The sequence below is a fragment of the Arthrobacter sp. M71 S08 genome (genome assembly GCF_059089725.1).
The window spans coordinates 501,426-522,250 of sequence record NZ_JBNHEY010000002.1; the positions used below are offsets into that span (position 1 = coordinate 501,426).

Consider the following 20,825-nt stretch of genomic DNA (forward strand, 5'->3'; position numbering starts at 1 on the left):
GAGGTTGAGGGCGCGACGCTCGGCGTCGGCGAAGCGGAGGCTGAGGCAGCGACAGCGGATTGAACCGGAGTGGGCGCACGCTGAGCCGGTGCGGGAATCGTCCCGGGCGTGAGCGTCGCGGTTGGTCGCGGTGACACGTAGGGCGGAGGCGTGTCCGCTGCTGTTGGGCTTCCATCAACGGTAGGCGCAGGGGTACCGCAGGCTGACAGCGCGACGACGAGCACCGCCGTCGTCATCCATGCAGATGACGTGCGGTCCAGCCGGAGTGTCGTCAGGTTTTTCGTAGCAGCATTCTCCGGATCGAGTGGTCGGCTTCCTTGGTGAGCACCAGGGTGGCCCGGCCGCGGGTGGGGAGAACATTGGCCATAAGGTTTGGTTCATTGATGCGGCGCCAGATTCCGAGCGCGGTTTCGCGTGCCTGCTCATCGGTCAGCGAGGCGTAACGGTGGAAGTAGGACTCCGGGTTCGCGAAGGCACCGCTGCGCAGCGACTGGAAACGCTGGACGTACCACTCCTCTATATAGGAGGTCTTTGCGTCAACGTAGATGGAGAAATCGAAGAAATCGCTCAGCGCCAGGCCGGCCCGCCCGTCGGACCTGGTGCGCGCCGGCGCAAGGACATTCAGCCCTTCGACGATCAGCACGTCCGGGCGGCGAACCACGATTTCCCGCCCCGGCACGATGTTGTACGTCAGGTGCGAGTACCAGGGAGCGCGGACTTCCTCGGCGCCGCTCTTGACCTCGCTGACGAAACGCAGGAGCCGACGCCGGTCATAGGACTCCGGGAAGCCCTTCCGTTGCATCAACCCCCGCCGCTCGAGTTCCTCGTTGGGGTAGAGGAAGCCGTCTGTGGTGACCAGCTCGACGTTCGGGGTGCCCGGCCAGCGCCGGAGGAGTTCACGCAGCACACGGGCCGTGGTGGACTTGCCGACCGCCACTGAACCGGCGACACCGATAACGAAGGGTGTGCGGGTGGTGGTTTCACCGAGAAAGGTGTTGGTGGCCGCGTGCAGTTCACCGGCAGCCGCCACATACAGGGAGAGCAGCCGGGACAGCGGGAGGTAGACCTCGCGCACTTCGTCAAGGTTGAGTGCGTCTCCCAGTCCACGCAGCCGCTGGATGTCTTCGACGTTGAGCGGCGACTCGATCTCGTTGGACAGACGTGCCCACGTTTGGCGTTCGAGTTCGACGTACGGCGTGACGGCAGCGTCCACCGTAGCCGTAGGCCCGAGACCGTGCGATTGCTCACTCACTTAAGGAATTCTGCCCCTTGACCTGCACATTAACAAACGGGTGGGCAGTCCGGCGGGGCCCGGCGCCTCGCCTGGGGGTGGTGGGACAAGGGAACGCGTGCGCGGCAGGTAGGCTTAAGCCCATGTGTGGAATCGTAGGATACGTAGGCCGGAACAACGGCGCATCACTGAACAGCGCGGTAATCGATGACGTCGATTCAAACGGCAGCCATGGCGCCCTTGACGTTGTCATGGAAGGCCTGCGCCGGCTCGAATACCGCGGCTATGACTCCGCGGGCGTCGCGGTCCTGACCGAGTCGGGCATCCAGTCGCGCAAGAAGTCCGGCAAGCTCACCAACCTCGTTGCCGAGCTTGAGGCCGAACCGCTTCCGGCGTCGCTCACCGGCATCGGCCACACCCGCTGGGCTACGCACGGCGGGCCGACTGACCAGAACGCGCATCCCCACCTCGCCGACAACGGTCGCCTCGCCCTCATCCACAACGGCATCATCGAGAACTTCGCCGAACTGAAGGCCGAACTCCTCGACTCCGGCGCCACCTTCCTCTCTGACACCGACACCGAGGTTGCAGCAGTGCTGCTGGGCAGCATCTACCGTCGCCTCGCTGAAGCCGGAACCGAAGACACCCTTACGAAGGCCATGCAGGAGGCCTGCCAGCGCCTCGAGGGCGCCTTCACGCTGCTTGCCATCCACCAGGACGCACCCGACGTCGTTGTTGCCGCCCGCCGCAACTCGCCGTTGGTTGTCGGCCTTGGCGACGGCGAGAACTTCCTTGGCTCCGACGTCTCGGGCTTCATCGACTTCACCCGCCGCGCCGTGGAGCTGGGCCAGGATCAGGTCGTGACCATCACCCCCGAAGACGTTGTCATCACCGATTTCTTCGGTGCTCCCGCTGAGGGCAAGGAATTCCACGTCGACTGGGACGCCGCCGCAGCAGAAAAGGGCGGCTACGACTCCTTCATGGAGAAGGAAATCAACGACCAGCCCGACGCCGTTCACCAGACCCTGCTGGGCCGCACCGACGCGAAGGGCAACCTGGTACTCGACGAACTCCGTATCAACGAGTCCATCCTCCGCTCGATCGACAAGATCATTGTGCTGGCCTGCGGAACCTCCGCCTATGCCGGTCAGGTCGCCAAGTACGCGATCGAGCACTGGTGCCGCATCCCCACCGAGGTGGAGCTCTCCCACGAGTTCCGTTACCGCGATCCGATCGTGAACGAGAAGACCCTCGTGGTCGCTATCTCGCAGTCCGGCGAAACCATGGACACGCTCATGGCCGTCCGGTACGCCCGGGAACAGGGCGCCAAGGTGGTTGCCATCTGCAACACCAACGGGTCCACCATCCCGCGCGAGTCCGATGCCGTGCTCTACACGCACGCGGGTCCCGAAATCGCGGTTGCGTCGACCAAGGCCTTCCTGGCCCAGATCACAGCTGCCTACCTGCTCGGCCTCTACCTGGCCCAGCTGCGCGGCAACAAGTTCCGTGACGAGATCAACCGCGTCCTGGGCGACCTCAATGAAATGCCGGCGAAGATCCAGCATGTCCTCGACAATGCAGACGCAGTCAAGAAGCTCGGCCGGGAACTGGCGAACGCCAAGTCCGTGCTGTTCCTCGGCCGCCACGTCGGATTCCCGGTGGCAATGGAAGGCGCACTCAAGCTCAAGGAACTCGCCTACATCCACGCGGAAGGCTTTGCTGCCGGCGAGCTCAAGCATGGTCCCATCGCGCTGATCGAAGAAGGCCAGCCCGTCGTCGTCGTGCTGCCGTCCCCACGCGGCCGCGACTCACTGCACTCCAAGGTGGTCTCCAACATCCAGGAGATTCGTGCCCGCGGCGCCATCACCATTGTGATCGCCGAGGAGGGTGACGACTCCGTGGCAGCGTTCTCGGAGCACGTCATCCACGTGCCGAAGACCACCACTCTGCTGGCGCCGTTGCTCACCACGGTGCCGCTGCAGATCTTTGCACTGGAACTGGCCTCGGCGAAGGGCTACGACGTCGACCAGCCGCGCAACCTGGCCAAGTCCGTTACGGTCGAGTAGGCACCCGATGATTATCGGCATCGGGGTTGACGTTGTTGACGTAGCCCGGTTTGAGCGCCAGCTTGAGCGCACTCCCGGGCTGCGTGACCGGCTCTTCGTCGGGGCCGAGCGAGAGCTCAACACGCGCTCGCTGGCCGCCCGGTTCGCCGCGAAGGAAGCGGTGGCCAAGGCTCTCGGCGCGCCCGCCGGCATGAACTGGCAGGACTGCTGGATCGGCCTCGACGCTAACGGCAGCCCCACGGTCCAGGTTTCCGGGACCGTGCAGGCGGTGGCCGAGGCACGCGGCGTGAGCTGCTGGCACCTGTCGCTCAGCCACGATGGCGGGGTCGCAACCGCCATGGTGGTGGCCGAGGGGGAATATCCGGACGCCACCCGCTAAGATTCTAAGCATGCTTAGTTCTTATACCGGGAGTCAGGTGCGGGCAGCGGAGTCACCGCTGCTCGACGCCGGCCTCGGTCATGAGCTCATGCAGCGTGCAGCGCACGGCCTTGCACAGGCCTCAGCGGCGGAACTACAGGCGACGGGCGGTGTCTACGGCAGGGCCGTCGTCGTACTGGTGGGCAGCGGCAACAACGGGGGAGACGGACTGTACGCCGGCGCCCGGTTGCAGCACCGCGGAGCGGGCACGACGGCGGTACTCACCTCCGAGCGTGTGCATGCGGACGGGCTGGCCGCCTTCCGCGCCGCCGGCGGACGGGTTGAACACCTCACGGATTCCAGCCTGGATCACCTCGGCGCGCGGGTGGCTTCGGCCGACCTCATCATCGACGGAATACTCGGTACGGGCGGCGTCGGCGGGCTGCGCGGGGCAGCGGCCAAACTGATCGAGCGCGTGAACGAGCGCGGGACCACGGGACGCGTGGTGGCGTGCGATGTTCCCAGCGGTGTCAACGCCGATTCCGGTGAAGCCGCCGGCGAGGTCCTTGCCGCAGACGTCACGGTGACGTTCGGCGGCTTGAAGGCAGGTCTGCTGGCGGGGGGCGGCGCACGGCTGGCCGGACGGGTGGTGACCATCGACATCGGGCTTGCCCCGACACTTCCCCAACCCAGCGTGTATTCGCTGGAACCCTCCGACTTCCGCCATCTCTATGCGCAGCCGCAGCCGGCCGATCACAAGTACAGCCGCGGCGTCCTAGGTATCGCCGCCGGATCCGCCATGTATCCCGGCGCTGCTGTCCTGGCCACCGGGGCCGTCCTGGCCACCGGCGTCGGAATGATCCGTTTCCTCGGACCCGAGACAGTGACTTCGCTCATCAACACTGTCCATCCCGAGGTGGTGTGCTCGCAGGGCGCCGTGTCTGACTCACGGGTACAGGCGTGGCTCGTGGGCCCCGGCGCAACTGAGGATCCGGGCCAGCGGCAACGGGCACGCGCGGCCATCGAATCCGGCCTGCCCACGGTGGTGGACGCGGGAGCCCTCCCACTGCTGCCGGCCAGGGTCGGGAGCCACGTCATTCTCACGCCGCACGCGGGGGAGCTGGCTGCGCTGTTCGAACGACGTGGCGACGCCGTGCAGCGGGATGCAGTCGAGGCCGAACCCATCGAATTCGCACGCCGGGCAGCGGAGACCACCGGCGCAACGGTCCTCCTCAAGGGCTCCACCACCGTGGTTGCTGCGCCGAGCGGGGAAATCTTCAGCCAGACCAATGCCACCCCATGGCTCGCGACCGCCGGCTCCGGAGACACCCTCGCCGGAATCCTCGGTGCGCTGGTTGCCACCAACGCGGACAACGACGACGCCGGTGCCTCCCTCGGATTGCCGTCGTCGGCTCGCTGGGCTGCGCTGGCGGCCGCAGCGGCCATGGTGCATGGCCTGGCCGGTCAGCGAGCAGCGAAACGCGGCCCCGTCGTCGTAAGCGATTTGCCGCGCCACGTCGGACGGGTTATCCGATGCCTGCTGCAGGATCCACCACTCACTGGATTCCAGTAATTTTCGTTCACCAGAATGTCAGATCCCTGCGCTATGAAAAGATGCAGGACAAGCGGCCCGAGCAGATCGGAACGCACAATCAAGCAAGGAGCACACATGGAGCTTTGGCCAGGAGATGCCTACCCGCTGGGGGCAACCTATGACGGCACCGGCACCAACTTCGCACTCTACAGCGAGGTCGCCGAGAAAGTGGAGCTGTGCCTGATAGCCGATGACGGCGCCGAAACCCGTATCGCCCTCAAGGAAGTAGACGGGTACGTCTGGCACGGGTACCTGCCGCATGTTGTGCCCGGACAGAAGTACGGCTACCGCGTGCACGGTCCCAACAACCCGTCGGAGGGCCAGCGCTGCAATCCCAACAAGCTGCTCCTGGACCCCTACGCGAAGGCGATTCACGGCGAGTACGACTGGGACCAGGCGCTGTTCGGCTACAACTTCGGTGACCCGACCTCCGTCAATAATGACGACTCAGCGGCTCATACGATGCTCGGCGTCGTCATCAACCCGTTCTTCGACTGGGATGGCGACCGCCGGCCCAAGGTCCCGTACCACCAGTCGGTCATCTACGAGGCCCACGTCAAGGGCCTGACCCAGCTGCACCCCGACGTTCCGGAGGAACAGCGCGGCACCTACGCCGGCGTTGCCCACCCCTCCGTCATTGCACACCTCCAGAAGCTCGGCGTCACCGCCATCGAGCTGATGCCCGTGCACCAGTTCGTCAATGACAGCACCCTGCAGGACAAAGGGCTGTCCAACTACTGGGGCTACAACACGATCGGTTTCTTCGCACCCCACAATGAATATGGCTCCACCGGGGACGAGGGCGAGCAGGTCCAGGAATTCAAGGCGATGGTGCGTGAACTTCACCTCGCCGGCATCGAGGTAATCCTCGACGTCGTCTACAACCACACTGCCGAGGGCAACCACATGGGGCCCACCCTCTCCATGCGCGGCATCGACAACGCGGCGTACTACCGCCTGGTCGAGGACGACAAGCAGTACTACATGGACACCACGGGCACCGGCAACTCCCTCAACGTCGGCAACCCGCATGCACTCCAGCTGCTCATGGACTCCCTGCGCTACTGGGTGACCGAGATGCACGTTGACGGTTTCCGCTTCGACCTCGCTTCAGCGCTGGCCCGCGAGTTCTACGAGGTGGACCGTCTTTCGGCGTTCTTCGAACTGGTCCAGCAGGATCCGGTGGTGTCCCAGGTCAAGCTCATCGCCGAACCGTGGGACGTTGGCCCCGGCGGCTACCAGGTCGGCAACTTCCCGCCGCAGTGGACCGAATGGAACGGCAAGTACCGCGACACGGTCCGCGATTTCTGGCGCGGGGAGCCTTCAAGCATCGGTGAATTCGCTTCGCGGTTGACCGGCTCGGCTGACCTGTACGAGCACTCGGCACGCCGACCCGTTGCCTCCATCAACTTCGTCACCGCGCACGACGGCTTCACCCTGCGTGACCTCGTGTCCTACAACGAAAAGCACAACGAGGCCAACGGCGAAGACAACAACGACGGTGAATCCCACAACCGCTCCTGGAACTGCGGCGTGGAAGGTCCCACCGACGATCCCGAGGTGCAGTCCATCCGCGCCCGCCAGCAGCGCAACTTCATCGCCACCCTCCTGTTGTCGCAGGGTGTGCCGATGATCTCGCACGGTGACGAGCTGGGACGTACGCAGGAGGGCAACAACAACACCTACTGCCAGGACTCCGAGCTTTCCTGGGTGCACTGGGACAAGCTCGACCAGCCGCTGCTTGAATTCACTGCTGCAGTGAACCGGCTCCGGTCCGAGCACCCGACCTTCCGCCGTCGTCGGTTCTTCGATGGGCGTCCCGTCCGCAGGGGCGAGGGCGAGGCGCTGCCGGACATCGTGTGGCTGGATACCGCCGGAGAGTTGATGGCACCGGAGGACTGGAACGCCGGCTTCGGCCGTTCCATCGGCGTCTTCCTCAACGGGCAGGGCATCCGCGGCCGTGACCAGCGCGGTCAGCGCATCACCGACGCGAACTTCCTGCTGTACTTCAACGCCAATGACGAGGCTGTGACGTTCACGGTTCCCTCAGCCGAGTACGGCCCCGTGTGGGATGAAGTGATTGACACGGCCGGCGTCTACGCGGACTCGGCGCCCATCAACGCGGGCAATGAGGTGACCGTCGAGGCGAAGTCGATGGTCGTGCTGCGCGCCCACGCCGATGTCGAGGAACCCGATCACTCCGTTGCCGCGTCCCTGGCCATCCTCGCCAACGAGCACACCGCGCGGGCCGGCTCAGCCTGATCTTTATCAGGCCAGGCAGAACCACCCACTCCAGGAGGAATACGTGAAGATACCCCAGTCGACCTACCGGCTGCAGATTCGATCCAGCTTCGACCTGTCTGCTGCTGCAGACGTCCTGCCCTACCTGGTGGACCTCGGGGTGGACTGGGTGTACCTGTCGCCGGTCCTTACCGCGGAGCAGGGATCCGACCACGGGTACGACGTCACCGATCCCACGTCGGTGGATCCCGAACGGGGAGGCGCTGAGGCTTTCGACGCGCTGTGCAGGGCGGCCCACGAGGCTGGGCTCGGTGTCCTTGTTGACATCGTGCCCAACCACGTGGGCGTCGCCACGCCGGCGCAAAACGCGTGGTGGTGGGATCTGCTGAGCAAGGGCCGTGATTCCCGCTACGCCGAAGCCTTCGACGTCGACTGGGAGGCCGGCGGCGGCCGGATCCGGGTCCCGGTGCTCGGTGATGGCGACAACGAGGAAGAGCAGCTGAAGGTCGTCGACGGTGAGCTGCACTACTACGAAAACCGGTATCCGATCGCTGAGGGCACCGCGCATCCCGGTGACACCGGCGCGGAAGTCCATGCACGCCAGCACTATGAGCTGGTGAACTGGCGCCGTGCGGACAGCGAGCTGAACTACCGGCGGTTCTTCGGCGTCAATACGCTCGCCGGTGTGCGCGTGGAAGTGCCGTGGGTCTTTGATGAGGCGCACTCGGAGGTTCGCCGCTGGTTCGAGGAGTCCCTCGTGGACGGAGTCCGGATCGACCACCCGGACGGCCTCGCGGACCCTGCCGGTTACCTCAAGCGGCTGCGGGAGCTGTCCGGCGGTGCGTACACGCTGGTTGAGAAGATCCTCGAGCCCGGTGAGGTGCTACCTGAGCGGTGGGCGTGCGAGGGGACCACAGGCTATGACGGTCTCGCCGTGGTGGACCGCCTGTTCGTGGACCCGGCGGGACAGCCTGCGCTGGACGCTACGGTGCCCACCGAGCGGTTCGTCCACATGATTCACGGAACCAAGAGGGGGATCACAGACGGTATTCTGCGCTCCGAGGTGCTGAGGCTTGCCCGCCTCGTTCCTGCGTCCGCCAACGTCGAACTGGAACAGAGCACCGACGCCATCGCCGAGCTGCTCACCTGCTTCCCGGTCTACCGCAGCTACCTGCCCGACGGCGCGGGCCACCTCGCTGAGGCAATCCAGAACGCTAAGGTCCGACGCCCGGATCTTGCACCGGTGATCGATGCGCTGCACCCGTTCCTGAATCCGTACCTCACCGGCGCTGGAGCTGAATCCATCGAGCTACCCGAACTGGCTGTGCGGTTCCAGCAGACCTCCGGCATGGTGATGGCCAAGGGCGTCGAGGACACCGCGTTCTACCGGTTCAACCGGTTGACCTCGCTCAACGAGGTCGGTGCTGATCCTTCGATCTTCGCGCTCGACAGCTACGAGGTCCACCGCGCGCTGCAGGAACGACAGGAGTCCTCGCCGCTAACCATGAACTCGCTCAGCACGCACGACACGAAGCGCAGCGAAGATACCCGTGCCCGCATTTCGGTGCTGTCCGAAGTTGCAGGGGAGTGGACTGACGCCTTCGGGCAGTTGAACCGGCTCGCGCCCATCGGAGATACGGCCTTCGCGTCGCTGATGTGGCAGGCACTGGTTGGAGCCTGGCCGCTCAGCCGGGAACGGGCGCACGCCTACGTGGAGAAAGCCGCTCGCGAAGCTGACGCCAGCACCCACTGGACAGCACCCGATGCGGCCTTCGAAGAGAAGATGCACGACGCCGTTGACGCCGCTTTCGACCGCCCGGAGGTGAACAGCCTCATCACCTCTCTGGTGGAGAAGACGGCGGCGCCGGGGTGGTCGAACTCGCTGGGGGCGAAGCTCGTGCAGCTCACCATGCCCGGCGTGCCCGACGTGTACCAGGGGTCGGAGCTGTGGGAGACCTCCCTCGTGGACCCTGACAACCGGCGGCCGGTCGACTTCGCAGCCCGGAAGCAGGGACTGGTGGACCTGGCGTTCGGTGCACTGCCGCAGATTGACGACGGCGGCCTCGCCAAGCTCCTTGTCGTCTCGCGTGCCCTTCGGCTGCGCCGGGACCGCCCCGAGCTGTTCTCCGGATACCGCTCGGTGCTTTCCACCGGTGCGGCGGCCGAGCACGTCTTCGCCTTCGACCGCGGCGGTGCCGTCACCGCCGTCACTCGGCTCCCGCTGGGGCTGGAGCGTGCCGGCGGATGGCGGGACACCGCCGTCGTACTTCCGGAAGGGACCTACAGCTGCGCGATCACGGGCACCGGCTTTGAAGGTGGGCCGGTGCCGGCCAAGCGGCTGTTTGAGACCTACCCTGTGGCACTTCTCGTGAAGGAGGAAGCTAAGTGAGTTCGAGGTTTGACGTCTGGGCGCCGAAGGCGCTCTCAATGACCCTGGTTGCGGACGGCACGAACTACCCCATGGTTTCCCGCGAGGGTAACTGGTGGGAGGCGCCCGGAGCCCCCACCGAGGGCGAGGTGGACTACGGCTACCTGATCAATGCTGCCGTAAGCCCGGTGCCGGACCCCCGTTCGAGGCGGCAGCCGGAGGGCGTGCACAAGCTCTCCCGTACGTTCGACGCCGGTGCCTACTCCTGGGGCGACGGCGGCTGGACGTCCCCCGGCCTGGACGGCAACGTCATCTACGAGATGCACATCGGAACGTTCACCCCGGAGGGGACGCTGGACGCAGCCATCGGGAAGCTGGACTACCTGGTCGGGCTCGGAGTGCAGTACGTCGAACTGCTGCCCGTCAATGCCTTCAACGGCACCCACAACTGGGGCTACGACGGCGTGCTCTGGTACGCCGTTCAGGAAACCTACGGTGGACCCGCCGCGTACCAGCGATTCGTCGACGCGGCACACCAGCGCGGACTCGGCGTCATCCAGGACGTCGTGTACAACCACCTCGGACCGAGCGGCAACTACATCACGCAGTTCGCCCCGTACCTGACGGAGGGCAAGGCAAACACCTGGGGCGACTCCCTGAACCTGGACGGCCCGCTGTCCGACGAAGTGCGCCGGTACGTGACCGACAACCTGCTGATGTGGTTCCGGGACTATCACGTGGACGGGCTGCGGCTCGATGCCGTGCACGCCCTCCACGACGAGCGTGCCATCCACATCCTTGAAGAGTTCGCTGTCGAAACGGACCGTTGTGCCGCCGAGCTCGGCAAACCGCTGTTCCTGGTCGCCGAGTCGGACCTGAATAATCCGAGGCTCATCGCACCGCGCAGCGCGGGCGGTTTCGGGCTAGCCGGTCAGTGGAGCGACGACTTCCACCACGCGGCTCACGTCAATGTCACCGGCGAGACCGTGGGTTACTACGAGGACTTCGACTCGATCGGTGCGCTCGCGAAGGTGTACCAGGAGGGCTTCTTCCACAACGGGACCTGGTCCTCGTTCCGCGAGCGTTCGCACGGGCGGCCCATTGACCCCGCAACGCACAGCCTGCACCAGCTCGTGGTCTGCACGCAGAATCACGACCAGATCGGTAACCGTGCGGCCGGTGACCGCATCAGCGCCAGCCTGAACACCGCCCAGTTGGCGCAGGCGGCAGTCCTCAACATCGCGGGGCCCTTCACCCCGATGCTGTTCATGGGGGAGGAGTACGGCGCACAAACACCGTGGCCGTTCTTCACCTCGCACCCGGAACCGGAGCTCGGAAAGGCCACGGCTGAGGGACGCCTGCGGGAGTTCGAGAAGATGGGCTGGGACCCGGATACGGTGCCCAATCCCCAGGATCCGGAAACGTTTGCCTCCGCGAAGCTCGACTGGACAGAGCAGGAACGTCCCGAGCAGGCGCGCCTCCTGAACATCTACCGTGAGCTCATCGCGCTCCGGCGGGAAAACAAGGACCTGTACAACCCCGACTTCGCGTCAGTGAGCGTCGACTTCGACGAGGACCAGCGCTGGCTCGTGCTCAATCGGGGAGGCACCGCCGTCGTGGTGAACTTCGCGGACGATGAGCGGGAGGTTCCGGTCAGCGCGAAGAAGGTTCTGCTCAGCACTGAACCCGGCGAGTCGATTGGGGACGGCACGGTCACCCTCCCGGCATACGGTGCCACAATCCTGAAGGTCTAGGAAGGTCGGAGCGACATGCGCGAGCTCAGCACCGATGTGCTTCTAGTCGGAGCCGGTCCCACCGGTCTGATGCTCGCCGCCTGGCTGGCGAAGCTCGGAGTCGATGCCGTACTCGTGGATGGCAAGGAGGGGCCCACGCGTGAGTCGCGTGCGCTCGGCGTCCATTCACGAAGTATGGAAATCTACGACCAGCTGGGCGTCGTGGACCGCGTGCTCGCCGAGGGGGAATCTGTTGTCACGATCCGCCCCGGATACGAGAACCGGTCCTTCAGCGCCGTACCGATCGGGAAGTTCGGAGCGGAGCTGACGCCCTACCCGGGCGTTCATGTGCTGGAGCAGAGCAAGAACGAGCGGATCCTGCTGGACCGGCTGGAGGAGCTGGGCGGAACGGTTGAGTGGGAACACGAACTGGTCAGCCTCACCGCGGTCGACGGAGGTGTCACCGCCGAGTGCACCGGACCGGCAGGCTCTGTGCACGTCCGGGCACGTTTCTGCGTCGGGACCGATGGAGGATCGTCCGCGGTACGGAAACTCTCCGGAATCCCCTTCGAGGGGCTCACGAACGAGCATACATTTTACGTTGTGGACGTTCTGGGAGTCTCCGGTGTCGACGAGGACAGCGTGAACCTGCGCTTCGGCGCAGAGGAGTTCCTCCTCGGCTTCCCCATGGGGCCGGACGGCCACCACCGGCTGCTGGGAGTGCTGCGGACGGCCGGCGGCCAGGACGTGCCGGAGGCACTCGCACGGCAACGGCTCGACACGGTGTTCGACGTGTCCTACCGGGAGTCGCTCTGGTTCTCCACCTACCGCATCCACCACCGGGTTGCCGCCCGCTTCCGGGAAGGTCCGGTGTTCCTCGCAGGCGATGCCGGACATGTCCACTCACCCGTCGGCGCGCAGGGGATGAACACCGGCCTGCAGGACGCGCACAATCTCGCCTTCAAGCTGGCGGAAGTGATCAAGGGCCGCGCCTCAGAGCCGTTCCTTGACCGCTACGAGGCCGAGCGGCGTCCGGTGGCGCTTCGCTTGGTGAACAGCACGGACCGTGCGTTCGGTGTGGTGACCTCCACCCGGCGGCTCGCCCGCACCTTCCGCCGCACGGCCCCGCGACTGGTCGCCCCGGCGGCGGTCCGGCTCGTTCCACGGCTACCCATCGCGCCGCGCCTGTTCGGCTACGTCTCCCAGATCCGCATCCACTACTGGATGAACGACGGCGCCGGCACGCCTGACGCCGCGGGAGGCAAGACCACCTGTCCCCGGCGCCGCGGACGCGTCATAGGCAGACGGCTGCCCTGGATGGGAAGCAACTTCGAGGCACTCCGCTCCGCCACCTGGCAGGTTCACACTTACGGTGAGGTGGACCCGGAAGTGGTTGCCGCCGTCGGGCATGCGCTGAACCTGCGTGTCCACTCCTTCCCCGCTGCGGGCGGCAAAGGCCTGGAGGAAGGCAAGTGCTACCTCGTGCGCCCCGACGGCTTCGTGGCGGGTGCAGCGCCGATACATACCGCGGTGTCACAGTTCCGCGCGCTCCTGCCGGATCAATGGTTTGACTCCCCAGCGACCTAGGATGACTTCATGACCTATCACCCGGCGGAAAACCGCTACGAGACCATGCCATACCGACGAGTGGGACGAAGCGGATTGCATGTGCCAGCCGTCTCGCTGGGGTTGTGGCACAACTTCGGTGATGACAAGCCGTTCGACGTCCAGCGTGCCATTCTGCGGCGGGCGTTCGACCTCGGCGTCACCCATTTTGACCTGGCAAACAACTACGGACCTCCCTACGGCTCGGCGGAGACCAACTTCGGCAGGCACCTCAAAGACGACTTCAAGCCGTTCCGCGACGAACTCGTGATCTCGAGCAAGGCCGGCTATGACATGTGGCCCGGACCCTACGGCAACTTCGGTTCTCGCAAGTACCTGCTGGCGAGCCTTGACCAGTCGCTGTCCCGCATGGGCCTGGACTACGTCGACATCTTCTACAGCCACCGCCCCGATCCGGAGACTCCGCTTGAGGAGACGATGGGCGCCCTGGACACCGCAGTGCGTTCCGGGCGTGCGCTGTACGCCGGGATCTCCTCGTACTCCCCGGAGAGGACCGCAGAGGCAGCGGACATCCTGCGTGGTCTCGGCACACCGCTGCTGATCCACCAGCCCTCCTATTCCATGCTCAACCGCTGGGTCGAGAACGGCGAACCGAACCTGCCGGAGGTCCTTGAGCAGACCGGAGCCGGATCGATCGCGTTCTCGCCGCTCGCGCAGGGCCTGCTCACCAGCAGGTACCTCAACGGTGTCCCGGACGGTTCGCGTGCCGCTTCGAACAAGTCGCTTTCCGAGGATCACCTGTCCGAGGACAACCTGCGGCGCGTGCGGGGCCTGAACAGCATCGCGGAGTCCCGGGGACAGACGCTTGCCCAGATGGCCATCGCGTGGATCCTCCGTCCGCAGAGCAAGGGTTCGCCCATCACCTCGGCGCTGATCGGCGCATCGAGCGTGAAGCAGCTCGAGGACAGCGTAGGTGCAATCAACAACCTCGACTTCAGCCAAGACGAGCTGCACGCGATCGACGAGTTCGCCGTCGAATCCGATATCAACCTCTGGGCCAGGGCGCTTGAAGCCTGAAGCCCTGCTGGGCTGAACCGCCTGCGTTGAAGGAACGCGCTGCGGACTCTCGACACCCGTCCCGGTGCCGCTGGTCCGCAGCGCGTTTCTTTCTGCCGCCAGGCCCTATCCCTGACGCCAGAGGGTGTGCAGCTTCGGGAACGCGTTCTCGTACCCGCGCAGCAGCCGTTGGGCGGTGTGCGCCGAATCGATGAGCGGATGGAGCGCGAAAGCTCGGACGGCGAGGGAACGGTCACCCTGCACGACGGCGGCGATCACGTCCTGCTCGATCGCCTTCACCTGCGACATCAGGCCGAGCTGGTGCGGGGACGCCTTTCCGACCGGGAGCGCTGTAACGCCCCGGCCGGTGACGCGTGAGGGAACCTCAACAACGGAGTCGGCAGGAATCTGGGGGATCGATTCACCGTTGCGGACGTTGACGATGAGCTCGGCAGCCTCGTCCCGGATCAGGGCGCGCATTACGGTGAGGGCCACTCGTTCATAGCCGCCACCCGCGAGATCCGTCTCATCGCGGGATTCCTCCGCCGTGCGGGCTTCGGCAAGGTATCCCTCTTCACGGGTTCGCCGTGCCGCCTCCCACTCGGCGAAAGGATGATTGGTAGAAAGCAGCTTCGGGTAGAGACCCTCCTGCTGGCGGACCAGTGATTCCCCCCGGGTTTCAGCTGCCGCGGCGACGGAGCGCCGGGCCTCAGCGTGGAAGTAGTAGTAGAAGAGGTACTCGTTCGGCAGCGCGCCGACCATACCCAGGAACTGCGGACCGAAGACGCGGCCTTCCTCGAACGAACCCAGCCGGGAAGCGTCGGCGAGCAGCGCGGGCAGGAGGTCCACGCCGTCGTGCTCCAGACCCCGCAGCCATCCCAGGTGGTTCAGGCCCACGTAATCGACTCCCGCCAGGGTGCCGAGCGGCAGCGGTGCTTTGGCTGCGATGGACGCCCGGCGGACGAGCCCGGAGGCCGAGTCGCAGATCCCAATCACACGTCCACCCAGAACGGGCTGCAGCGCCTCCGTAATGATCCCCGCGGGGTTGGTGAAGTTGATGACCCACGCCTCCGGGCAGGTCCGGACGATGACCTCCGCCAACGCGAGCATCTCCGGGATGGAGCGCAGCGCGTAGGACAGGCCGCCCGCACCGACCGTCTCCTGGCCCAGCACGCCCTCGGAAATGGCCACCCGCTCATCGAGTACGCGACCGGCGGCGCCTCCGGGACGGATGGCAACGAAGACGACGTCGGCACCTGCCAGGGCGTCCTCCAACCGGTCACTCACGGTGAGGCGGGGCGGCTCTGCTCCGTCCGGAAGCGGCATGTCGAGCGCCACTCGGGCGACTGCCGCTGCGCGGGAGGGGTCGGCGTCGTACAGGCACATATCGTGGACCAATCCAGTGAAGGCACCCGAGCAGAGCGCGCGGTAGATGAGGGGTACGCGGAACCCTCCGCCGCCGATGACAGCCAACTTCATGATGCGCTCCTTGGTGGGCGCTGAACGCGCCCGCTGACTACTCCCTGTCGGGCCGGGGAGTAATGTGCCCTACATGGCTTCCCCGAACCGATTTGACCCGCTTGCCTCCTCACGGACCGAGAACGATCCGGAGTTCGATCTCCTGCTTACAGGTTCGGTGTTCTTCGACATTATCTTCACAGGCCTCGATACGTTGCCGGTCCCTGGGACCGAGGTGTGGGCGGAGGGGATGGGTTCATGTCCCGGCGGGGTGGCGAACCAGGCCATCGCTGCAAGCAGGCTCGGGCTGCACACGACGCTCGCGGCGGCGTTCGGCGACGACGGTTACGGTGCTTTCAACCGCAGCATCCTGCACGGGCAGGAACACGTTGACCTGTCCCGATCGAAGACCTTTGAGCAGTGGCATTCGCCGGTCACGGTGTCGCTCTCGGTCAACCGTGACCGGTCGATGGTCACGCACGGGCACCCCTCGCCGCTGTCGGCTTCCGAGCTGATCGCGGACCTGCCGCGGTGCCGGGCTGCCATTGCCGAGGTCGGCGTGGAGGTGGAACCGTGGGTGCCGGCGGCGCATGCGAAGGGCATGCGTCTCTTTGGTGACGTGGGTTGGGATCCAAGCGGAGCCTGGTCCGGGGAAGCACTGGATTCCCTGCAGTACTTTCACGCCTTCCTCCCTAATGAAACCGAGGCGATGGCGTACACCAGAACCACGGACCCCTGGGCCGCGCTGTATGCGCTCGCCGAGCTGGTACCGGTTGCTGTGGTGACGGTCGGTCACCACGGCGCCATTGCCGTCGACTCGATGACGGGTGAGGAGGAGTGGGTGCCTGCACTGCCCGTGAATGCCTATGACCCGACGGGAGCCGGTGACTGTTTCGGCGCAGCCTTCGTCACCGGTGACCTTGCCGGTTGGCCCCTCGCGGATCGGCTGGCGTTCGCGAACCTGTGTGCCTCGCTCTCGGTGCAGGAAGTCGGCGGCTCGCTGGCCGCTCCGGGCTGGGGTGATATTGCCGACTGGTGGCGGGGGATGAGTGCTGAGCGCGACGGCGTCCGGAAGCAGTGGTTGCGGCGCTACGCCTTCCTGGAGGACGCCGTTGCCAATGTCCCTCCGGAAGCTGTCAGGCGGGCGAGCGCCACAATCGCCACACAGTCGGACGCGTGAGCGCTCCCGGGCAGGCTGGGAGCCCCGCGGGAACCGCACCCGGAGGCATCCCGATTCCTGACCGCCCGTTCGGAACTGACAGAATGGGCCTGTGAGTTTCTCAGCAGGGCCCGTGCCGGAACGGCGGGTGGACATCGACCTCGCCGCGGTGCGGCACAACGTTCGGCACATCGCGCAGGTCGCCAGCCCGGCACGCGTCATGGCCGTGGTGAAGGCCGACGGCTACGGGCACGGTGCTGTCCCCGTGGCGAACGCGGCACTGGAAGCCGGTGCCGCCTGGCTCGGCGTTGCCCATATCGCGGAGGCCGTCGCACTTCGCCAGGCCGGCATCGAGGCGCCCATCCTCGCCTGGCTGCACACCGAATCAAGCGATTTCGCGGCCGCCATCGAACTTGGAGTGGATCTGGGCATCTCGGGGTGGGAACTGGCCCACGTGGTGACCGAGGCCCGGAGACTGGAGCGGCCTGCCCGCGTGCACCTGAAGATCGATACCGGACTCGGCCGCAACGGTTGCCCGCCCGAGCAGTGGGAGGCCCTGCTAGGCCGTGCGCTGGAACATCAGGAACACGGACTGCTGAGGGTTGTCGGTGTCTTCTCGCATCTCGCTGTCGCGGACGAACCCGACCGGGAAGAGACCGACGAGCAGATCGAACGCTTCCGCGAAGCCGTTGCCGTGGCGGAAGACGCAGGGGCGGACCTCGAGGTCCGCCACCTCGCGAACACTCCCGGCACGCTTTCGCGGCCCGACGCGCATTTTGACCTCGTGCGGGTGGGGCTCGGCATCTATGGGCTCTCACCCTTCGACGGGCAGTCATCGGCTGAGCTCGGGCTTCGTCCGGCCATGAGCTTCCTGACCACCATTGCGAACTGCAAGGAAGTGCCGGAAGGTCACGGCGTTTCCTACGGACTGTCCTACCGCACCGACAAGCGCACTACCCTCGGACTGATTCCGGTGGGCTACGGCGACGGCATCCCGAGGGTTGCCACGGGTGCGCCGGTATCAGTCGGTGGCAGGTTCTACCCCGTCGTGGGACGGATCGCGATGGACCAGTTTGTCATCGACTTCGATGAGACCGGGATTGCAGATTCGGCTGACAGTCCGCTCGGCCAGGAAGTCGTCATATTCGGTGCCCAGGAGGGAACCCCGACGGCCGACGACTGGGCCCGGGCCAGCGGCACGATCAACTACGAAATCGTCACCCGCATCAGCCCGCGCGTTGCCCGCCGGTACATTGATTCGGAGGCGGACCAGTGACAAGCCCGGCCTGGTCGCACGAGTTCTCCGTCGCCTCCGTCGAGGAACTCCAACGCGCCGCGGAGAGCCTTGGCCGCCGGCTTGCCGCAGGCGACCTGCTCATCCTCACCGGTGAACTCGGTGCCGGGAAGACCACCTTCACCCAGGGATTGGGCCGCGGGCTGGGGGTACGGGAAGGCATCATCTCCCCGACCTTCGTACTGGTGCGCAATCATCCCTCGCTCTCGAACGGGCCGGAGCTCGTCCACGTGGACGCGTACCGGCTCGAATCGGACGCGGAAATAGACGACCTCGACCTTGAGTCGACGCTGGATGGTTCCGTCACAGTCGTCGAATGGGGGTCCGGCCGCGTGGAGCACCTTGCTGACAGCTGGCTGCACATCACGCTGGTTCGTCCCGTGGTCAGTTCGCCTACGGATCCTGCGGCGCTCGCAGATGACGACGACGAACCGCGCCAGGTGCGCATCGACGCCTACGGTCCGCGCTGGGCGGATCTTGAGTTGGGAGTGCTGGTCTAGCGTGCTGATTCTGTCCCTTGATACGTCGGCCGCCGCCAGTGCCGCGCTGGTTCGTGACGGCGTCGTTCTCCAGCGGTTCGCCTCGACCGACACGCGGTCCCACGCCGAAGTGCTGGCTCCCGCCGTCGAACGGTTGCTCGCGGACGCCGGTGTGCCGGGAACCGAACTGGACGCCATGGTCGTGGGCGTGGGGCCCGGGCCCTTCACGGGGCTGCGTGCGGGTATCGCAACCGCGCGTATGCTCTCCTTCGTGTGGAACGTGCCCCTCCACGGGGTCATGAGCCTGGATGCGGTGGCCCTCGACGCCGGCCACCCCGAGGGTGAGTTCGCGGTCGCCACCGATGCGCGGCGCAAGGAAGTGTACTGGGCACGCTACCGCGCGGGATCGCCGCTGCCGGAGCTCCTGGATGGACCCCATGTGGGTCCGGCGGAGAGCGTACCGGACCTGCCCGTCTACGGCCGCGGTGCCGGCCTCTATGCCGAGCGGCTGGCCGGCACAACGGGGGCAACCGACCTTACGCCCGACGCCGTCGCGCTGGCCCTAGTAGCCGACCGCACGCTGGCAGCCGGTTACACCCTGCGCCCCACGACACCGCTGTACCTTCGGGAGTCGGATGCCAAGGTGCCCGGTCCGCGGAAGAAGGCCCTGCTGTGACCTTCACCCTGCGCCCGATGCGCCTCCACGACATTCCCGCTGTCGCCAGCCTCGAACAGAAACTGTTCCCTATCGACGCCTGGCCGCTCGAGCTCTTCTTCGACGAGTTCGAGCAGGCGGAGACGCGGAAGTACCTGATCGCCGAGGTGGACGGGCAGATTGTTGGGTACTGCGGGGTAATGGTGCTCGGCACGACGGCGGATATCCAGACCATCGGCGTGCTGCCGGAGTACGAAGGCCAGGGAATCGGGACGGCGATGCTGACGAGCATGCTCGATGAAGCGCATCGCAGGGGTGCACGGGAAATCCTGCTCGAGGTGCGCGAAGACAACCCCCGGGCCCGCCGGCTGTACGAGCACAACGGGTTCGAGCACATCCACACCCGGCGGGGTTACTACAGGGATGGTGTCAGCGCCCATGTCATGCGCCTGACCTTCACCCTCTCCAGTGCAGCGAAAGGTGACCATGAATAGGTCTGAACCCCTCGTTCTGGGAATCGAATCCTCCTGTGATGAGACCGGCGTCGGGATCGTGCGGGGCACAACCCTGCTGACCAACGCGGTGTCCTCCTCCATGGATGAGCATGTGCGCTTCGGCGGGGTTATCCCGGAGATCGCGTCGCGCGCCCACCTTGATGCGATGGTTCCTACCCTTCAGCAGGCACTCGACGAGGCGGGCGTGACCCTGTCCGAGGTCGATGCGCTCGCCGTCACTTCCGGCCCGGGGCTGTCCGGCGCCCTCATGGTCGGGGTAGCGGCAGCGAAGGCACTGGCGGTGGCAACAGGCAAGCCGCTCTTTGCGGTCAACCACCTCGTGGCGCACGTTGGCGTTGGCCTGTTAGACGCCGGCGAGCTGCCCGACAACCTCGGCGCCCTGCTGGTGTCCGGCGGCCACACGGAGATTCTGCGGGTAAGGAACCTGGCGTCCGACGTCGAGCTGCTGGGTTCCACGATCGACGATGCCGCGGGTGAGGCGTACGACAAAGTGGCGCGCATCCTCGGTCTCGGCTATCCAGGCGGGCCGGTGATCGACCGGATCGCGTTGCAGGGCGACCCTTCCGCCATCAGGTTCCCGAGGGGGCTGAGCCAGCCCAAGTACATGGGGACTGCGGAGCAGCCCGGCCCGCACCGCTACGACTGGTCGTTCAGCGGGCTGAAGACGGCGGTGGCGCGGTTCGTCGAGGATTGTGAGGCGCGCGGTGTTGAGGTGCCGGTTGCGGACGTGGCGGCGTCGTTCCAGGAGGCGGTGGTCGATGTGATCACGTCGAAGGCGGTACTGGCCTGCACCGAGCACGGCATCACCTCGATGCTGCTGGGCGGGGGAGTGGCCGCCAACTCCCGGCTCCGGCAGCTCACCCGGGAACGCTGTGAAGCCGCGGGCATCACGCTCACCATCCCGCCGGCGTCGTTATGTACTGACAACGGTGCCATGGTCGCCGCGCTTGCTGCGCGCATCATCATGGACGGCGGTGAGCCGAGCGGGATTGGTTTCGGCACCGATTCCTCGATGCCGGTGAGTACGGTCCACCTCTGACTTACGGTTGTTC

The 20,825-nt window shown here is 66.0% G+C and carries 16 protein-coding genes; 14 read left to right on the plus strand and 2 right to left on the minus strand.

What is annotated here, in order from left to right:
- Positions 1 to 271 precede the first annotated feature (271 nt).
- Positions 272 to 1,213, minus strand: a complete 942-nt coding sequence (gene coaA / locus AC5RTB_RS06315; RefSeq protein WP_494060412.1) for a type I pantothenate kinase — start codon at positions 1,211 to 1,213, stop codon at positions 272 to 274.
- A gap of 161 nt (positions 1,214 to 1,374) precedes the next feature.
- On the opposite strand from coaA, the gene glmS reads away from it, so the two are divergent.
- From glmS to mgrA, 8 genes are all read left to right on the plus strand, one after another.
- On the plus strand, positions 1,375 to 3,297 hold the full coding sequence (gene glmS, locus AC5RTB_RS06320) for a glutamine--fructose-6-phosphate transaminase (isomerizing) (protein WP_494060204.1): 1,923 nt from the start codon (positions 1,375 to 1,377) through the stop codon (positions 3,295 to 3,297).
- A 7-nt stretch (positions 3,298 to 3,304) separates the two neighbouring features.
- Positions 3,305 to 3,676, plus strand: coding sequence for a holo-ACP synthase (locus AC5RTB_RS06325; protein WP_494060205.1), 372 nt, complete (start codon positions 3,305 to 3,307; stop codon positions 3,674 to 3,676).
- A 10-nt stretch (positions 3,677 to 3,686) separates the two neighbouring features.
- A complete protein-coding gene (locus AC5RTB_RS06330) occupies positions 3,687 to 5,228 on the plus strand; it encodes an NAD(P)H-hydrate epimerase (RefSeq protein WP_494060206.1) in 1,542 nt (513 codons plus the stop codon).
- A 96-nt stretch (positions 5,229 to 5,324) separates the two neighbouring features.
- A complete protein-coding gene (gene glgX / locus AC5RTB_RS06335) occupies positions 5,325 to 7,511 on the plus strand; it encodes a glycogen debranching protein GlgX (RefSeq protein WP_494060207.1) in 2,187 nt (728 codons plus the stop codon).
- Between the two features lie 43 nt (positions 7,512 to 7,554).
- Positions 7,555 to 9,879: a malto-oligosyltrehalose synthase gene (gene treY, locus AC5RTB_RS06340; RefSeq protein ID WP_494060208.1), complete on the plus strand. Its 2,325-nt coding sequence runs from the start codon at positions 7,555 to 7,557 to the stop codon at positions 9,877 to 9,879.
- A complete protein-coding gene (gene treZ, locus AC5RTB_RS06345) occupies positions 9,876 to 11,612 on the plus strand; it encodes a malto-oligosyltrehalose trehalohydrolase (protein ID WP_494060209.1) in 1,737 nt (578 codons plus the stop codon). The genes treY and treZ overlap by 4 nt, the downstream gene beginning before the upstream one ends.
- A gap of 15 nt (positions 11,613 to 11,627) precedes the next feature.
- Positions 11,628 to 13,178, plus strand: coding sequence for an FAD-dependent monooxygenase (locus AC5RTB_RS06350; protein WP_494060210.1), 1,551 nt, complete (start codon positions 11,628 to 11,630; stop codon positions 13,176 to 13,178).
- 9 nt (positions 13,179 to 13,187) lie between these two features.
- Complete coding sequence (mgrA, locus tag AC5RTB_RS06355; RefSeq protein ID WP_494060211.1) at positions 13,188 to 14,234, plus strand: L-glyceraldehyde 3-phosphate reductase; 1,047 nt, start codon at positions 13,188 to 13,190, stop codon at positions 14,232 to 14,234.
- 105 nt (positions 14,235 to 14,339) lie between these two features.
- Here the strand turns inward: mgrA and AC5RTB_RS06360 are convergent, their stop codons facing one another.
- A complete protein-coding gene (locus AC5RTB_RS06360) occupies positions 14,340 to 15,692 on the minus strand; it encodes a family 4 glycosyl hydrolase (protein WP_494060212.1) in 1,353 nt (450 codons plus the stop codon).
- Positions 15,693 to 15,765: 73 nt separating this feature from the next.
- Between AC5RTB_RS06360 and AC5RTB_RS06365 the strand changes: the two genes are divergently transcribed.
- The 6 genes from AC5RTB_RS06365 (at position 15,766) to tsaD (ending at position 20,812) form a co-directional block, all read left to right on the plus strand.
- The gene (locus AC5RTB_RS06365) at positions 15,766 to 16,851 is read left to right on the plus strand and encodes a PfkB family carbohydrate kinase (protein ID WP_494060213.1); all 1,086 of its coding nucleotides are present in this window, start codon (positions 15,766 to 15,768) and stop codon (positions 16,849 to 16,851) included.
- Positions 16,852 to 16,942: 91 nt separating this feature from the next.
- The gene (gene alr / locus AC5RTB_RS06370) at positions 16,943 to 18,106 is read left to right on the plus strand and encodes an alanine racemase (protein WP_494060214.1); all 1,164 of its coding nucleotides are present in this window, start codon (positions 16,943 to 16,945) and stop codon (positions 18,104 to 18,106) included.
- Positions 18,103 to 18,624 carry a tRNA (adenosine(37)-N6)-threonylcarbamoyltransferase complex ATPase subunit type 1 TsaE gene (tsaE, locus tag AC5RTB_RS06375; RefSeq protein WP_494060215.1) on the plus strand — a complete coding sequence of 174 codons (522 nt, stop codon included), beginning with the start codon at positions 18,103 to 18,105 and terminating at the stop codon, positions 18,622 to 18,624. Before alr ends, tsaE begins: the two co-directional genes overlap by 4 nt.
- A 1-nt stretch (position 18,625) precedes the next feature.
- Entirely contained in the window at positions 18,626 to 19,279 is a 654-nt protein-coding gene (gene tsaB / locus AC5RTB_RS06380) for a tRNA (adenosine(37)-N6)-threonylcarbamoyltransferase complex dimerization subunit type 1 TsaB (protein WP_494060216.1), read from the plus strand.
- On the plus strand, positions 19,276 to 19,752 hold the full coding sequence (rimI, locus tag AC5RTB_RS06385) for a ribosomal protein S18-alanine N-acetyltransferase (protein WP_494060217.1): 477 nt from the start codon (positions 19,276 to 19,278) through the stop codon (positions 19,750 to 19,752). Before tsaB ends, rimI begins: the two co-directional genes overlap by 4 nt.
- Complete coding sequence (gene tsaD, locus AC5RTB_RS06390) at positions 19,745 to 20,812, plus strand: tRNA (adenosine(37)-N6)-threonylcarbamoyltransferase complex transferase subunit TsaD (protein ID WP_494060218.1); 1,068 nt, start codon at positions 19,745 to 19,747, stop codon at positions 20,810 to 20,812. Before rimI ends, tsaD begins: the two co-directional genes overlap by 8 nt.
- Positions 20,813 to 20,825 lie beyond the last annotated feature (13 nt).